Consider the following 14,783-nt stretch of genomic DNA (forward strand, 5'->3'; position numbering starts at 1 on the left):
GGTAGATCCCCATGAACGCGACCGTCATTGCCTCCTCCGAAGTGTCCGCCAGGGTCAACCTGCTGGGCATGACGCAGCCGCAGCTGGAGCAGTTTTTCCTCGATCTCGGGGAAAAGAAGTTTCGTGCGCAGCAGGTGATGAAGTGGATGCATCACGCGGGTGTGACCGATATCGGTGCGATGTCCAACCTGGGCAAGGCGCTGCGCGAGAAGCTGCAGCGGGTTGCCGAGGTGCGCCCACCGGAGATCGTCAGCCAGCACGATTCTGCGGATGGCACCCGCAAGTGGGCGATCCGGGTGAGTGGCGGCGGCCTGGTGGAAGCGGTATTGATCCCTGAGGCGGGGCGGGCGACCCTCTGTGTGTCATCGCAGGTGGGCTGCAGCCTTGACTGCAGTTTCTGCTCCACCGGCAAGCAGGGCTTCGAGCGCGACCTTACGGCGGCCGAGATCATCGGTCAGGTGTGGTTGGCCATCAAGTCCTATGATGCCTTCCAGGCCGGGAACCGGCGCGTGGTCACCAACGTCGTGATGATGGGCATGGGCGAACCCCTGCTCAACTTCGACAATGTCGTCGCGGCGATGGACCTGATGATGTCGGATCTCGGCTACGGGATTTCCAAGCGCCGGGTGACGCTGAGCACCTCCGGCGTCGTGCCGGCGCTGGATCGTCTGGCGCGGGTCAGCGAGGCGTCACTGGCCATTTCACTGCATGCACCAGACGATGCGCTGCGCAACCAGCTGGTGCCGATCAATCGCAAGTACCCGATTGCCGAGCTGTTGCGCAGCGCCCGTGCCTACATCGATGCGCAGGCGGACAGCAAGCGTGTGGTGACGGTTGAGTACACCCTGATCGCAGGGGTGAACGATCACGTCGACCAGGCCCGCGATCTGGCCGTGTTGTTGCGGGATTTCCCCTGCAAGATCAACCTGATTCCGTTCAACAGCTTTCCCCAGTCGGATTACCAGCGACCCAGCGGCAACGCGGTGTCACGTTTCTGGCAGGTGCTGGTGGACGCGGGTTTCATTGTCACGGTGCGCACCACCCGCGGTGATGATATTGCAGCGGCCTGCGGCCAGTTGGTCGGGCAGGTTGTGGATCGCACCCGGCGCAGCGAGCGCTACCGGGCGGCCGGGCAGGCCGCGGAGGTTCAGGCACGATGACGACGGAAACAAAACGGTTTTGCGGTGCATTGCGTTTCAACGGCGCATGGGTCGCCGTGCTGGCCGCCGTGGTTCTGGCGGGCTGCGTCACCACAACCGACAGCGTATATACCAACCCACCGTCGCCCGAGGACGCGCTTGAGCGCCGTGTCTCACTGGCGCGCCAGTACATCGGCGAAGGCGACTGGGAAAATGCCAAGCGCAACCTTTCCCAGGCCGTCAAGATTGACGACCGCAATGCCGAGGTGCACGAGGCCTTTGCGCTGGTTTACCAGAGCACGGGCGAGAAAGAGCTGGCGGAGGAGAGTTTTGAGAAGGCGATTCGCCTGCAGCGTGATTTCTCGCGCGCGCGCAACAACTATGCCGCCTTCCTGTTTTCCGAACAGCGCTACGCCGACGCGGAGAAGCAGCTCAATTACGTCGTCAAGGACACCCTGTACAGCGCCCGGCCGCTGGCCTTTGTAAACCTTGGCCTGTGTCAGCTGCAGCTGGACAAGCGAGCAGAGGCGGAAGAGTCCTTCAGTCGCGCGCTGTCCATGGATCGCGTCAACACCATCGCGCTGCTCGAGCTGGCGATCCTCAAGTACGAGGATGGCGACTATCGCGCGGCGGAACGTTACTACGGTACCTATCGCACGGCAGTGCGGCCCCAGAGCCCCCGCGGCCTGTGGCTGGGGGTGCGGCTTGCGCGGGCCACGGGTGACAAGGACGGGGAGAGCAGTTATGCCCTTGCGCTGAGCAGCCTGTACCCGAAGTCGTCCGAGTACCAGGAATACCAGCGGACACTGAACAGTGGGCAGTAAGGAAATCCTTGAGCCGGCACCGGTGACGGTCGCCCCCGGTGCGCTGTTGCAGGCGGCGCGGCAGGCGCGCGGCTGGTCGTCCGCCGAGGTGGCCGCGAGGTTGCACTGGCTGCCCGAGGTCGTCGGCCTGCTGGAGCGCGATGCCTATGACCGTTTGCGCCGGCCGGCGTTCGCCCGCGGATATATCAGCGCCTATGCGCGCTTGCTGGGCCTGAACGAGGTTGAGGTGCTGGCAGGGTTCGACCAGCGACGGCCCCAGGCGATGGCAAAGTCTGCCGATACTGCGCCGCGCCGCTTGCGGCCGCTGCAGCGCACAGGGCTGGGCATTGTGCTCGGGCTGGCTGTGTTGGCGCTGCTGGTTCTGGGGTTGTGGTGGGTGCAGGTTGGCGAGGCCGCTTCCCACCGCCTGTCTGGAGGATGAGTGATGCATAAACCCTCTCCCATCACACGGCGCGTCAGCCGTCAGATCATGGTCGGCTCGGTACCGGTCGGCGGCGATGCGCCGATCAGCGTGCAGAGTATGACCAATACCGAGACCTGTGACGTCGAGGCCACTGTGGCACAGGTCAAGGCGATCCAGGACGCCGGTGCCGACATTGTGCGCATCTCGGTGCCCAGCATGGAGGCCGCCGAAGCCTTCCGGGCGATTCGTGCCCGGGTCGATATCCCGCTGGTGGCGGATATCCATTTTGATCACAAGATTGCCCTGAAAGTCGCGGAATATGGCGTTGACTGCCTGCGCATCAACCCGGGCAATATCGGCAGTGACAAGAAGGTACGTGCGGTGATTGACTGTGCACGTGACAAGGGCATACCGATTCGTATCGGGGTGAATGCCGGCTCGCTGGGCAAGGAGTTGCAACGCAAATACGGTGAGCCTACAGCGGAAGCGCTGGTGGAGTCCGCCCTGCACCATGTCGATATACTCGACCGCTTCAACTACCCGGACTTCAAGGTGAGCGTCAAGGCGTCAGAGGTGTTCATGGCCGTCGCCGCCTACCGCCTGCTGGCAAAACAGATTGATCAGCCCCTGCATCTGGGCATTACCGAAGCCGGCGGCTTGCGCGGCGGTACGGTGAAGTCGGCCGTGGGCCTGGGCATGCTGCTGATGGACGGCATCGGCGACACCATTCGCGTTTCCCTGGCCGCCGACCCGGTGGAGGAGGTCAAGGTCGGCTTCGAGATTCTGAAGAGCCTCAAGTTGCGCGCGAATGGCATCAACTTCATCGCCTGTCCCAGCTGCTCGAGACAGAACTTTGACGTCATTGCCACCATGAACACGTTGGAGCAGCGCCTCGAGGATATCCGTACCCCCATGGACGTCGCCGTGATCGGCTGCATCGTCAACGGTCCGGGTGAGGCGCGCGAAGCGGATGTCGGCCTGACCGGGGCCAGTCCCAACAATCTGATCTACATCGACGGTAAGCCCGACCACAAAGTGAGCAACCAGGACTTTGTGGATCACCTTGAACAGGTGATCCGCCAGCGCGCGGCCGCGCTGGAGGCGCAGCGCGCTGCCGCGGACGCGCAGCTGATCGCGCGGTCCAAACAGTGAAAGAGCAGGAGTAGAGGTGACAACGATTCGAGCCATCCGGGGGATGAACGACATTCTCCCGGATGAAAGTGACCGCTGGCAGTACCTGGAGCGTACCGTGGCCGACGTGCTGGCGAGCTATGGCTATGGCGAAATCCGCCTGCCCATCGTCGAGCAGACCGCGCTGTTCCGGCGCTCCATCGGCGAAGTAACCGACATCGTCGAAAAAGAAATGTACAGCTTTGACGACCGCAACGGCGAGAGCCTGACACTGCGACCTGAAGGTACCGCAGGGTGTGTGCGCGCCGCCATCCAGCACAGTCTGCTGGGCACGGTGCAGCGGCTCTGGTACAGCGGGCCCATGTTTCGCTACGAGCGCCCCCAGAAGGGGCGCCAGCGCCAGTTTCACCAGATCGGTGTCGAAGTGTTCGGTGTCGCCACGCCGGAGATCGACGCGGAGCTGATACTGATGACCGCGCGGCTGTGGCGGGAACTGGGTATCGACGGGGATGTGGCGTTGCAGCTGAACTCCATCGGCAGCGGCAGTGACCGGCAGGCGTATCGCGCCGCGCTGGTGAGCTACCTGTCCGGGCACCTGGATGCCCTGGACGAGGACAGCCAGCGCCGGCTGCACACCAATCCACTGCGTATTCTGGACAGCAAGGACCCTGGGACCCGCGCTGTGTTGCAGCAGGCGCCGCTGCTCTCGGATTACCTGGATGAGGAGTCCAGGGCAGATTTCGCCCGCGTGTGTGAACTGCTGGACGCGGCCTCCGTTCCCTATGTCATCAACACGGCATTGGTGCGCGGGCTGGACTACTACAACAAGACAGTGTTCGAATGGGTGACGGACCGCCTGGGCGCGCAGGGCACCGTGTGTGCCGGCGGGCGCTACGATGGTCTGGTGCAGCAGCTGGGCGGCAAGCCGGTACCTGGCATCGGGTTTGCCATGGGCAAGGAGCGCCTCGTGCTCATGCTCGAGGCGCTGCAGGCGGCACCGTTGCCCGCGGCCCCCGCCGATGTGTATGTGGTCAATTCCGGTGGCAGCGCGGAATGCGCCGCCTTCGCGGCACTGGAAAGCCTGCGCGGCGCACTGCCGGGCCTGCGCATCGTGCAACACGCTGGCGGCGGCAGTTTCCGCAGCCAGATGAAAAAAGCAGACAAGAGCGGCGCTCGCTGGGCGCTGATCTGGGGTGACGATGAAGTGGCCAGCGCGAGTGTCACTGTCAAACCGCTGCGCGAACAGGGCGAAGAGCAGGTAACGCTGCCACTGGCCGAGGTTGCCGCGTTCCTGCAACGCAGGCGAACCCCTGACACCACAACCCAAGGGAACTAGATCGTGGAATCGTATCGTACGGAAGAAGAACAGGTAGAAGCGCTGCGCCGCTGGTGGGATGAAAACGGGCGTTCTACCCTGGTGACCATTGTGCTGGTGCTGGCGGCTACCTTCGGCTGGCAGGGCTGGCAGCGGTATGACGCTCAGCGCATGGACAGTGCCTCGGACCTCTACCAGCAAATGCTGGAAGCCGCGGCCATGGCGCAGGAGGGCATGGTGACCACCGCTCCGGTGGAGCGTCTCGCGGCCCAGCTACGCAACGACTACGCCGGTACCACCTATGCCCAGTTCGCGGCGCTGCACCAGGCCCGCGTCGCGGTGCTCTCGGGTGATCTGGAAGCCGCTGAAGCGGATTTACGCTGGGTGTTGGGCAAGGCGGACAGCGGCAGCGAGACGGCCGCGGTCGCGCAGCTGCGCCTGGCGCGTGTGCTTGCGGCAGGGGGTAACGTCGAGCAGGCGCTGGCACTGCTCACTCCAGAATCTACCGGCAAGTATCAGGCCGCCGCAGCGATGGCGCGAGGCGATGTATTGGCTGCTGCAGGGCGTCCGGAGGAGGCTTTGGCAGCCTACCGCGAGGCCCAGGTGCTGGTGCAGGGCTACCCCGCACAACTCAACCTGGAGACGCTGGCAGCAAAGCTGCAAAGCCTGACCGCCGCCAGTGCGGGGGATGAGGCATGAGGGCTGCCGTAACCCGCTGTAGCGTCCTGCTGCTCTGCGTGCTGGCCCTCGGAGGTTGCAGCACGCTCAAGGGCTGGTTCGAAATTGATGACGATGAGGATCCGCGCCAGCCAGTGGAGCTGGAAAAAATTGAGCAGACCGTAAAGGCCAGGCGCCTCTGGTCCACCGGTGTCGGTGATGGCCAGGGTGAAGGCCTGTACCGCATAGAACCGGTGGTGGGTGACGGACGCATTTACGCGGCCTCGGCGGACGGCGAGGTCAAGGCGTTGGAGGTCACCAGTGGCCGTCGTATCTGGGACGTAGACCTCGAGCTGCCGATCTCCGGCGGCGTGGGCCTGTACGGCGACAGCCTGTTCCTCGGTGCCAGCGACGGGTTCGTCATGCGGCTGGATGCCGGCAGTGGTGAGATTCTCTGGCGCGCCCCTGTTACCGGCGAGGTGTTGGCTCCCCCCCAGGGCAACGGCAAGGTGGTCGTCGCGCAAACCTATGACGGCAAGCTGCACGGCCTGGATTTCGCCAGTGGTGAGCGGCTCTGGACCTATGACAGCAATATGCCGGTGCTGACCATTCGCGGTACCAGCACGCCAATCCTGCAGGGTAACCGGCTCATCGCGGGCTTTTCCAACGGCCGCGTGGTGGGCTTTGATGCGGCGACCGGTGCGGTGGAGTGGGAGGCTCGCGTGGCGATTCCCCAGGGTCGCTCCGAAATCGAGCGTATCGTCGATGTCGACGGCACGATGGCCATGCTGGGCAATGAACTGTTTGCGGCAAGTTACCAGGGTTTCGTCGTCTCCATCGACACCAACAGCGGGCGCAAGCTCTGGGAGCGGCCCGTGTCGTCGGTCTCCGGCGTGTCGCAGGGCTTCGGCAACGTCTACGTCTCGGACGAAGACGGCACCGTCATCGCCTTCCTGCGCACCGGTCAGGGGCAGCGCTGGACTCAGGATGCCCTGGGCTGGCGAGGGCTGGGTCGTCCGACACCGGTGAGCAGTTACCTGGCGGTCGCGGATTTTGAAGGGTATGTTCATCTGCTGTCGCAGGTGGATGGCAGTATTGTGGGCCGCTTCCGGCCCGACAGCGATGGCGTTCGCGCCGACATGCTGAGCGATGGCAACGTGCTCTATGTGTTCGGCAACAGTGGCAAGCTGCAGGCTTACGAACTCAGCACCACCTCCAGGTAGCCACCATGATCCCGGTAATTGCCCTGGTCGGCCGCCCCAATGTGGGTAAGTCGACGCTGTTCAACCAGCTGACTCGCAGCCGCGATGCGCTGGTCGCCGACCTTGCGGGCCTCACCCGGGATCGCAAATACGGGGAAGCACGTATTGGCTCGCGGCCCTTCATCGTGATTGATACCGGTGGTATCAGCGGCGACGAAATGGGCATTGAGGCGCAGATGGCCGGGCAGTCACTGCTCGCTATCGAGGAGGCTGATGCCGTGCTGTTTCTGGTCAGTGCCCGCGACGGTCTGAACCCCGCGGATCAGGCCCTGGCCCGCCACCTGCGACAGCGCAACAAGGCCTTTCACGTGGTGGTCAATAAAATTGATGGCCTGAATGAAGATGTCGTCCTCGGCGACTTCTACGCCCTCGGTGTTGAGCACCTGCATGGCATTGCAGCGACCCACGGCCGCGGCGTGCGGCAGATGATCGATGATGTCCTGGCCACCTTTCCCGAGGATGAGGCCGAGGACGCGGCGGCGGTGGATCGCCGCGACAGTATCCGCGTCGCCATCGTGGGGCGGCCTAATGTCGGCAAGTCGACGCTGGTCAACCGGCTGCTCGGCGAGGAGCGGGTGGTGGTGTACGACCAGCCCGGTACCACCCGCGACAGCATCTATATCGACTACGAGCGCGACGGCCAGCGCTATACCCTGATTGATACCGCCGGCGTGCGCCGGCGCAAGAACGTGCGCGAGACGGTGGAAAAGTTTTCCATCGTGAAAACCCTCAAGGCCATTGATGACGCGCATGTGATTTTGCTGGTGATGGATGCCCACGAAGGCATTGTCGATCAGGATCTGCACCTGTTGGGGCACTGTATCGAAGCGGGCCGCGGCCTGGTGCTGGCGGTCAATAAGTGGGACGGCATTGAAACCCACCAGCGCGACTGGATTCGCAATGAGCTCAGCCGGCGCCTGATCTTTGCCGATTATGCGGACACGCACTTCATTTCCGCGCTGCATGGCACAGGGGTGGGGCACCTGTACAAGTCAATCCTTGGGGCACACGCTTCGGCCACGCGCAAGCTGAGTACCAACCAGCTCACGCGTATTCTGGAAGGGGCGGTGTTTGATCACGCGCCACCGATGGTGAACGGGCGCCGTATCAAATTGCGCTACGCCCACCCCGGCGGCCAGAACCCGCCACTGATTGTCATCCACGGCAACCAGACTGGAAATGTCCCCAACAGTTACCAGCGCTACCTGGAAAACGTGTTTCGCCGTGAGCTGAAGCTCAGCGGTACGCCGGTGCGTATCGAGTTCCGCACCGGTGACAACCCGTTTGCCGACAAGCGCAACCAGCTGACGCAGCGTCAGGTGCAGCGCAAACGGCGCCTGATGGCGCACGTGAAAAAGAACGACCGAAAGAAGAAGCGCTGACGCGGAGGCCATGGCGAAACCGGATCTGGACAGCCGCGCCAACATCGAACGGTTCGTAGACCAGTTCTACGCGCAGGTGCTCGCAGACCCCGTGCTGGCGCCGATTTTTCTTGATGTCGCTCAGATAGAGCTTGACGTCCACCTGCCCCACATCAAGGATTACTGGTGCAAACTGCTGTTGGGCGAGCAGGGCTACCGCCGTCACACCATGGCAATCCACCGCCGCCTGCACGCCCGGCAACCGCTGCAAACCAACGATTTCCAACGCTGGCTGGCGCTGTTCACGGCAACCGTCGATGCCGGATTCGCGGGCCCTGGCGCGGAGCGCGCCAAGCGCGTGGCGGCGGCGATTGCCGGGAATATGCAGCAGGGACTGCCGCCAGTCTGATCCCGGCAGTCCAAACCCCCCTGATTGTTCGGTGACCACGCCCTGAAGCGCCGTCGTGTCAAAAGGTGTTGCAGTTCATGGATTAGGTGTTATAGTTATATATAACACTATATCGATGAGGCAAGCGTCATGCTTACTGTGTCTTCTGCTCTCTACCGTCGGGTGTGCACGCTACCTGCTGCACTGGCGCGGGGTGCGGTGCCCGCAATCTGTCTGCTGCTCGGTTTTCCGGCGCTGGGTATTGCCGGTGACGACCGGGATGTCCTGCGTGTCACCGGCCTGGATATTCGCCAGGTGGAGGTGCAGGGGCAGGTTGATGTGGAGATCAGCCAGGGTACATCCACCGAGCTGCTGGTGCGGGGCGCGTCGGCCCGCTTGAGTCCCGAGCCATTTCATGTGCGCGGCCAGACACTGATTCTGGGCGTTCCGGCGAACAGTGAACAGACCACGCCGGGCGTCCAGTTCAAGTTGACCCTGCCTCTGCTCGAGTCCCTGCGGGTGGCTGGATCGGGTGATGTATTTGTGCGAGCACTGCGGGTCGAGAATTTCAAGCTGCGGGTGGATGGTGCAGGTGACGTGCATCTGTTCGCGCTGCGCGGCGACAGCGCAGAAGTGTTCATGCGCGGCGATGGCGACGTGCAGGTGGCAGAGGTGGCACTGCAGGCGTTGCAGCTGCGCCTCTCTGGGGCGGGGGACATTTTCCTGGGCCCCCTGCAGGCAGAGTCGATCGAGGCTGTTGTCAACGGCTCTGGTGATATCGCCGCAACTGAGGGGGGGCGCACGACAGCGCTCTCCGTCACCGTGGTAGGCTCGGGCGATGTTGATTTCTCCGCACTCACGTCCAGCGACGTGGATGTCAGTGTGATTGGCTCCGGCGGTGTTCGACTGGGGCCCAGTGCGCGCCTCAACGCGACCATCATGGGGAGCGGTGATATTCACTATGCCGGCACGCCCGATGTCGATGAGAACGTGATCGGCTCCGGCGAGTTAAAGCAGGAATAGCCGCGTGCAGTGGCACGATGAACAACCCATCTACCGGCAGCTGCGTGACCTCGTAGTGGAGCGCATCATGGATGGCTCCTTCGCCGAGGGCGCTGCGGTGCCTTCGGTGCGCCAGGTGGCGAGCGACTACCGGATCAATCATCTGACCGTGGCGCGCGCCTACCAGGAGCTGGTGGAAACAGGGCTTCTGGAGAAGCGCCGGGGGCTGGGTATGTACGTCACGGTGGGTGCCAGGGCGACGTTGACCGCGGATGAACAGGCGCACTTTTTTGCCAGGGAGCTGCCGGCATTTGCTGAGCGGGTGCGCAACCTGGGCTTGGATATGCAGCAGGTGACGCAACGCCTGCTACAGCAGGGGGAAACAGAATGACACGTGTTGTTGAAGCGCGCGGGCTGCAGCGCCGGTTTGGCGAGCAGCAGGCCGTCGCGGGCGTCGACCTGCAGTTGGAAGCGGGTTCGGTGTTGGGCCTGATCGGGCCAAATGGGGCCGGAAAAACCACCTTGCTGCGTTCCCTGCTGGGGCTCACCCGCTGCGAGGGGGAGCTTTCGGTGCTCGGCCTCGATCCGCGACGCGAGCAGGCGAGGCTGATGCGGGATGTGTGCTTCATCGCTGATACCGCTGTGTTGCCGCGCTGGATGCGGGTACGGGAACTGCTGGACTACACCGAGGGTGTGCATCCGCGTTTCAGTCGTGCACATGCCGAGCGGCTGTTGGCGCGCACCGAGGTTGGACTGCAGCGACGCATTGCAGAGCTGTCCAAAGGCATGACCGTGCAGCTGCACCTGGCGCTGGTCATGGCAATTGACGCGCGGTTGTTGATACTCGATGAGCCGACACTGGGTCTCGATATCCTGTTTCGCAAGCAGTTCTTCGAGCAGTTACTGAACGACTACTTTGATGAAGAGCGCACCATCATCATTTCAACGCATCAGGTGGAAGAAGTGGAACACATTCTCACCCATGCCATGTTCATGAACCGCGGCCGCACGCTGCTCTGTGACTCCATGCTGGCGCTGGAACAGCGTTATGTGGAACTGCGGGCGGTGGGGGAGGCCGCCACGCGTGCGGCGGCGATACCGCACCTGGGGCAGCGACCACTGCTGGGCGGGCGGGCGCTGATCTATGAGGATGTGAACCGGGAGCTGCTGGCGCCCCTCGGTGAGCTGTGTACGCCAGCACTGGCAGACCTGTTTGTGGCTAAGGTGGGTGAGGACAATGGGCATGACTGATACCAGAAGCCAGCGCTGGCGCTCGCTGGTCAGGCGCGAATTACGCGAGTACCGGGTGTCACTGGTATGGACACCGTTTGCGGTGGCCGTGCTGCTGACGCTGCTGATGCTGGCCGGGCTGTTTGTTGCCAACCAGTTCAGCAACCTCGGCGAGATCGTGCTGGATGTCATTTCACAGGCACAGGATGAAGACGGGCTGAGCGTAAACCTGCGCATGACCGTGGACGAGGACGGCAACCGGGTCGCAGAGCTTGTCACCGAGAGCACCGAGTCGCTGGCTGGCGGGCTGGAACCGCTGCGTCGCGACTACCAGGTGGAAGCGGCGCCGGACCTGGCAGACGAGTCGCTCTGGTCTTTCTCATCCGACTGGCGCTTCCGGCCCTACGAGTCATCCGCTGCGTCCGATCAGGACGACGTTGAATCCAGCGGACCGGTCACCAGCCTGCACCCACTGCTCTATGGCATCCACGGCATCATGCTGCTGGTGTTGCTGCTGGTAACGGTGAACTACCTGCAGGGCTGCTTGTATGTGGATCGCAAGGATCGCAGTATCCTGTTCTGGAAGTCGATGCCGGTGTCGGCATGGGAGGACGTGCTGGCCAAGCTGTCTGTGGCCCTGCTGGTGGCGCCGGCAATATTTCTTGTCGCCTCGGTGCTCACCCAGTGGGCGATGCTGCTGGTCGCCCTGGTGCTGTCCTCCCGTGTGCAGGTCGATGCGCTGGGCCTGGTGCTCGCCAATGTGCAGATTGGTCACTGGCTGCTGGACCAGGTGGGCGGCTGGCTGGCCAACGCGCTGTGGTCCCTTCCGCTGTACGCCTGGCTGATGCTGGCGTCTGCGGGGGCGCGCCGCTCACCGACTCTGCTCGCGGTGACGCCACTGGTGGTGCTTGCTGCCCTGGAAGCGGTGCTGCTCGGCTCCCAGACCTTCATCGAGTCCGTATGGGGCCGCATGCCGCGTCTGACGCCTGACGGCACCAGCGGGGGGCTGTTCCTGCAGGGGCTTCCCTGGCAGGGCGGTGGGTTGCTGGCCATGCTTGCCGGCTTGTGTGTCGCTGCCGGATTGCTGTGGGGCTGTGTCTGGTTGCGTCGCAACCGCTGGGAGTTGTGAGCGGCTGTGGTTTTGTAATTCACGTAACAAATAGTAAAAATACTTTCTATTTATTTCAATTATGGCTGGCCTCTGGCTAAGATGCCCCCCGTACCCACTTCGCAACACAGAGGCCCGCCATGTCAGACTACCTGAAAGACGTCGAATCCTTTGCCGCACTGCGCGCTGCGCAGGGTGGCACCTGGGACAATATCCACCCTGAATACGCCGCGCGCATGAAGCACCAGAACCGGTTCCGTACCGGCCTGGACATTGCACGCTACACGGCGGGCATCATGCGCCGCGACATGGCCGAGTACGATGCGGACAGCAGCCAGTACACCCAGTCGCTGGGCTGCTGGCACGGCTTCATCGGTCAGCAGAAGCTGATTGCGATCAAGAAGCACCACGGCACAACGAAAAAACGCTATCTCTACCTGTCAGGCTGGATGATCGCGGCCCTGCGCAGCGAATTCGGCCCGCTGCCCGACCAGTCCATGCACGAGAAAACCTCGGTGCCCGCCTTGATTGAGGAGCTGTACACCTTCCTGCGCCAGGCCGATGCCCGCGAACTGGGCCACCTGTACCATGACCTGGACGCGGCACGTGCGGCCGGCGACCAGGTGCGCGAGAAGGCGCTGGTCCAGGCCATCGACAACTACGAGACCCACGTGGTACCGATTATCGCCGATATCGATGCGGGCTTCGGCAACGAGGAGGCCACCTATCTGCTGGCCAAGCGCATGATCGAGGCCGGCGCCTGTGCGATCCAGATCGAAAACCAGGTGTCGGACGCCAAGCAGTGCGGCCACCAGGACGGCAAGGTCACCGTGCCCCACGAGGACTTCCTCGCCAAGATCAACGCTGTGCGTTACGCCTTCCTCGAGCTCGGCGTAGAAGATGGTGTGATCGTGGCACGTACCGACTCTCTGGGTGCCGGCCTGACCCAGAAGATCCCCGTGTCCCGTGACCCGGGTGACCTGGCCCACAAGTACAATGCGTTCCTGCAGACCGACGTGGTAGAGAGCGCAGAAGACGTGCGTGAGGGCGATGTCATCATCAAGCAGGACGGCAAACTGGTGCGTCCGGTACGTCTGCCCAACGGCCTGTACCGCTTCAAGGACGGCACCGGCGAGGCGCGCTGCGTACTGGACTGCATCACCAGCCTGCAGAACGGCGCCGACCTGCTGTGGATTGAGACCGAGAAGCCGCACGTCGGGCAGATCGGCGCCATGGTCAACGAGATCCGCAAGGTCATCCCCAACGCCAAGCTGGTCTACAACAACTCGCCCTCATTCAACTGGACCCTGAACTTCCGCCAGCAGGTGTTCGACGCCTGGAGCGCAGAGGGCAAGGATGTCTCAGCCTACGACCGCGACAAGTTGATGAGCGCAGACTACGACGCCACGGAACTGGGCGTCGAGGCAGATCGTCGCATCCAGACCTTCCAGGCGGATGCGGCGCGTGAAGCAGGTATCTTCCACCACCTCATCACGCTGCCCACCTACCACACGGCCGCGCTGTCTACCGACAACCTGGCCAAGGGGTACTTCGGCGAGGAAGGCATGCTGGCCTACGTGCAGGGCGTACAGCGCAAGGAGATCCGTCAGGGTATCGCCTGCGTCAAGCACCAGGACATGGCGGGCTCCAACATGGGTGATGACCACAAGGAATACTTTGCCGGTGAAGCCGCACTGAAGGCGGGCGGCAAGGACAACACCATGAACCAGTTCGGCTGATCGACGGGCCGACTATGCTCACGACCCGAAAGGGTCGTCCACGGAACGGGCCGGCTGGGTAAACCAGCGCGGCCCGTTTTCCGTCATGTAGAAGTGATCCTCAAGACGCACGCCAAATGCACCGGGCACGCAGATCATGGGCTCATTGCTGAAACACATGCCCGCCGCCAGCGGTGTGCTGTTGCCGCGCACCAGGTAGGGCCACTCGTGAATATCCAGGCCGATACCGTGGCCGGTGCGGTGTGGCAGGCCGGGTAGCTGGTAGTCGGGGCCGAGGCCTCCCGCGGCCAGCACGGCGCGCGCGGCGTCATCGACGCTGCCGCAGGGTGCGCCGATACGGGCTGCCTCGAAGGCCGCCTGCTGTGCCGCCTTTTCCAGGTTCCAGATGTCGCGCTGCTGCGCGCTGGGTTCGCCAAACACGTAGCTGCGGGTGATGTCCGAGATATAGCCGTGCAACTGGCACCCCGTGTCGATCAATACCATATCGCCCACTTCCAGGGCCTTGGGTTGGGCGACTCCGTGGGGAAACGCGCTATCCGCGCCGAACAGCACAATGCAGAAATACGACCCCGCCGGGGCGCCTACCCGTTTATGCGCCTCGTGAATGAACCCGGTTACCTCGCCGGTGGTGATGCCGGGGCGCAGAATCCGGGCCACCGCGCGGTGAACTTCCAGGGTCATGTCCTTGGCGCGCTGCATCAGCGCCAGCTCGGTCGGCGACTTCTGCATGCGGCAGCCTGCAGTGACCGGCGTCGCACTCTGGATGCGACAGGCAGGTGCGGCCTGGCGCAGGCCATCGGCGATGAAGAACGGCGCCGATTCATCCATCCCCAGCGTCTTCACCTGCAGGTCGGCCAGCAACTGTGCGCAGAGTCGGTAGGGGTTTTCGTGTTCTTCCCAGCAGTGTACGTCACCGGGTACCCGCAGGAAGCCCTGCAGTGTGCCCAGCTCGAAGGCGGGTGCGATATAGCGTGGCGCGCCCTGTGCCGGGATCAGCGCCCCGACCATTCGCTCGCTGGGTGACCAGCGCGTGCCGGTAAAGTACAGCAGGTTGGTGCCCGCATTCAGATAGAGCGCGTCCAGCCCGGCCGCCTGCATCAGCTGCTGCGCGCGCTGCAAACGCGCGGCAAATTCTGCGTCCTGGATGGGCGCGACACCTGCGCTCAGATCCTGCAGGCGTGCCAGTTCCTGGGTGGCGTCTGAGCCACCGATGCCCTGGGTCAT

At 63.4% G+C, this 14,783-nt stretch carries 15 protein-coding genes; 14 read left to right on the forward strand and 1 reads right to left on the reverse strand.

All coding sequences use genetic code 11. From position 1 onward, the window contains the following. The first annotated feature begins 11 nt into the window (after positions 1–11). From rlmN to R3E49_RS12700, 14 genes are all read left to right on the forward strand, one after another. Positions 12–1,160 (forward strand): 23S rRNA (adenine(2503)-C(2))-methyltransferase RlmN, encoded by a 1,149-nt coding sequence (rlmN, locus tag R3E49_RS12635; protein ID WP_371295387.1) that lies wholly within the window; start codon positions 12–14, stop codon positions 1,158–1,160. Further along, positions 1,157–1,963 carry a type IV pilus biogenesis/stability protein PilW gene (gene pilW, locus R3E49_RS12640; protein WP_371295388.1) on the forward strand — a complete coding sequence of 269 codons (807 nt, stop codon included), beginning with the start codon at positions 1,157–1,159 and terminating at the stop codon, positions 1,961–1,963. The genes rlmN and pilW overlap by 4 nt, the downstream gene beginning before the upstream one ends. Then, positions 1,953–2,384, forward strand: coding sequence for a helix-turn-helix domain-containing protein (locus R3E49_RS12645; protein WP_371295389.1), 432 nt, complete (start codon positions 1,953–1,955; stop codon positions 2,382–2,384). Before pilW ends, R3E49_RS12645 begins: the two co-directional genes overlap by 11 nt. Positions 2,385–2,387: 3 nt before the next feature. Then, positions 2,388–3,518, forward strand: coding sequence for a flavodoxin-dependent (E)-4-hydroxy-3-methylbut-2-enyl-diphosphate synthase (gene ispG / locus R3E49_RS12650; protein WP_371295390.1), 1,131 nt, complete (start codon positions 2,388–2,390; stop codon positions 3,516–3,518). Between the two features lie 16 nt (positions 3,519–3,534). Next, complete coding sequence (gene hisS, locus R3E49_RS12655) at positions 3,535–4,833, forward strand: histidine--tRNA ligase (RefSeq protein WP_371295391.1); 1,299 nt, start codon at positions 3,535–3,537, stop codon at positions 4,831–4,833. A gap of 3 nt (positions 4,834–4,836) precedes the next feature. Next, the gene (locus R3E49_RS12660) at positions 4,837–5,511 is read left to right on the forward strand and encodes a YfgM family protein (protein ID WP_371295392.1); all 675 of its coding nucleotides are present in this window, start codon (positions 4,837–4,839) and stop codon (positions 5,509–5,511) included. After that, positions 5,508–6,692, forward strand: a complete 1,185-nt coding sequence (gene bamB / locus R3E49_RS12665) for an outer membrane protein assembly factor BamB (protein ID WP_371295393.1) — start codon at positions 5,508–5,510, stop codon at positions 6,690–6,692. The genes R3E49_RS12660 and bamB overlap by 4 nt, the downstream gene beginning before the upstream one ends. Positions 6,693–6,697: 5 nt before the next feature. After that, the gene (gene der / locus R3E49_RS12670) at positions 6,698–8,113 is read left to right on the forward strand and encodes a ribosome biogenesis GTPase Der (RefSeq protein ID WP_371295394.1); all 1,416 of its coding nucleotides are present in this window, start codon (positions 6,698–6,700) and stop codon (positions 8,111–8,113) included. Between the two features lie 10 nt (positions 8,114–8,123). After that, positions 8,124–8,501: a group III truncated hemoglobin gene (locus tag R3E49_RS12675; protein WP_371295395.1), complete on the forward strand. Its 378-nt coding sequence runs from the start codon at positions 8,124–8,126 to the stop codon at positions 8,499–8,501. A 129-nt stretch (positions 8,502–8,630) separates the two neighbouring features. Then, positions 8,631–9,503, forward strand: a complete 873-nt coding sequence (locus R3E49_RS12680) for a GIN domain-containing protein (RefSeq protein WP_371295396.1) — start codon at positions 8,631–8,633, stop codon at positions 9,501–9,503. Between the two features lie 4 nt (positions 9,504–9,507). Next, positions 9,508–9,873 carry a GntR family transcriptional regulator gene (locus R3E49_RS12685; RefSeq protein ID WP_371295397.1) on the forward strand — a complete coding sequence of 122 codons (366 nt, stop codon included), beginning with the start codon at positions 9,508–9,510 and terminating at the stop codon, positions 9,871–9,873. Further along, on the forward strand, positions 9,870–10,733 hold the full coding sequence (locus R3E49_RS12690) for an ABC transporter ATP-binding protein (protein WP_371295398.1): 864 nt from the start codon (positions 9,870–9,872) through the stop codon (positions 10,731–10,733). The genes R3E49_RS12685 and R3E49_RS12690 overlap by 4 nt, the downstream gene beginning before the upstream one ends. Continuing rightward, positions 10,726–11,841 carry a hypothetical protein gene (locus tag R3E49_RS12695; protein WP_371295399.1) on the forward strand — a complete coding sequence of 372 codons (1,116 nt, stop codon included), beginning with the start codon at positions 10,726–10,728 and terminating at the stop codon, positions 11,839–11,841. The genes R3E49_RS12690 and R3E49_RS12695 overlap by 8 nt, the downstream gene beginning before the upstream one ends. A 119-nt stretch (positions 11,842–11,960) precedes the next feature. Next, positions 11,961–13,559 (forward strand): isocitrate lyase, encoded by a 1,599-nt coding sequence (locus tag R3E49_RS12700; RefSeq protein WP_371295400.1) that lies wholly within the window; start codon positions 11,961–11,963, stop codon positions 13,557–13,559. Positions 13,560–13,577: 18 nt separating this feature from the next. On the opposite strand, the gene R3E49_RS12705 is transcribed toward R3E49_RS12700, so the two are convergent. After that, positions 13,578–14,783 (reverse strand): M24 family metallopeptidase, encoded by a 1,206-nt coding sequence (locus R3E49_RS12705; protein WP_371295401.1) that lies wholly within the window; start codon positions 14,781–14,783, stop codon positions 13,578–13,580.

Source organism: Haliea sp., assembly GCF_041395985.1.
Taxonomy (GTDB): Bacteria; Pseudomonadota; Gammaproteobacteria; order Pseudomonadales; family Halieaceae; genus Haliea.

Bases quoted from the DNA above. Each gene is read 5' to 3' on its own strand.
- rlmN (WP_371295387.1), top strand. From the start codon at position 12: ATGAACGCGACCGTCATTGCCTCCTCCGAAGTGTCCGCCAGGGTCAAC.
- pilW (WP_371295388.1), top strand. From the start codon at position 1,157: ATGACGACGGAAACAAAACGGTTTTGCGGTGCATTGCGTTTCAACGGC.
- ispG (WP_371295390.1), top strand. From the start codon at position 2,388: ATGCATAAACCCTCTCCCATCACACGGCGCGTCAGCCGTCAGATCATG.
- bamB (WP_371295393.1), top strand. From the start codon at position 5,508: ATGAGGGCTGCCGTAACCCGCTGTAGCGTCCTGCTGCTCTGCGTGCTG.
- der (WP_371295394.1), top strand. From the start codon at position 6,698: ATGATCCCGGTAATTGCCCTGGTCGGCCGCCCCAATGTGGGTAAGTCG.
- R3E49_RS12675 (WP_371295395.1), top strand. From the start codon at position 8,124: ATGGCGAAACCGGATCTGGACAGCCGCGCCAACATCGAACGGTTCGTA.
- R3E49_RS12680 (WP_371295396.1), top strand. From the start codon at position 8,631: ATGCTTACTGTGTCTTCTGCTCTCTACCGTCGGGTGTGCACGCTACCT.
- R3E49_RS12690 (WP_371295398.1), top strand. From the start codon at position 9,870: ATGACACGTGTTGTTGAAGCGCGCGGGCTGCAGCGCCGGTTTGGCGAG.
- R3E49_RS12695 (WP_371295399.1), top strand. From the start codon at position 10,726: ATGACTGATACCAGAAGCCAGCGCTGGCGCTCGCTGGTCAGGCGCGAA.
- R3E49_RS12700 (WP_371295400.1), top strand. From the start codon at position 11,961: ATGTCAGACTACCTGAAAGACGTCGAATCCTTTGCCGCACTGCGCGCT.
- R3E49_RS12705 (WP_371295401.1), bottom strand. From the start codon at position 14,783: ATGACCCAGGGCATCGGTGGCTCAGACGCCACCCAGGAACTGGCACGC.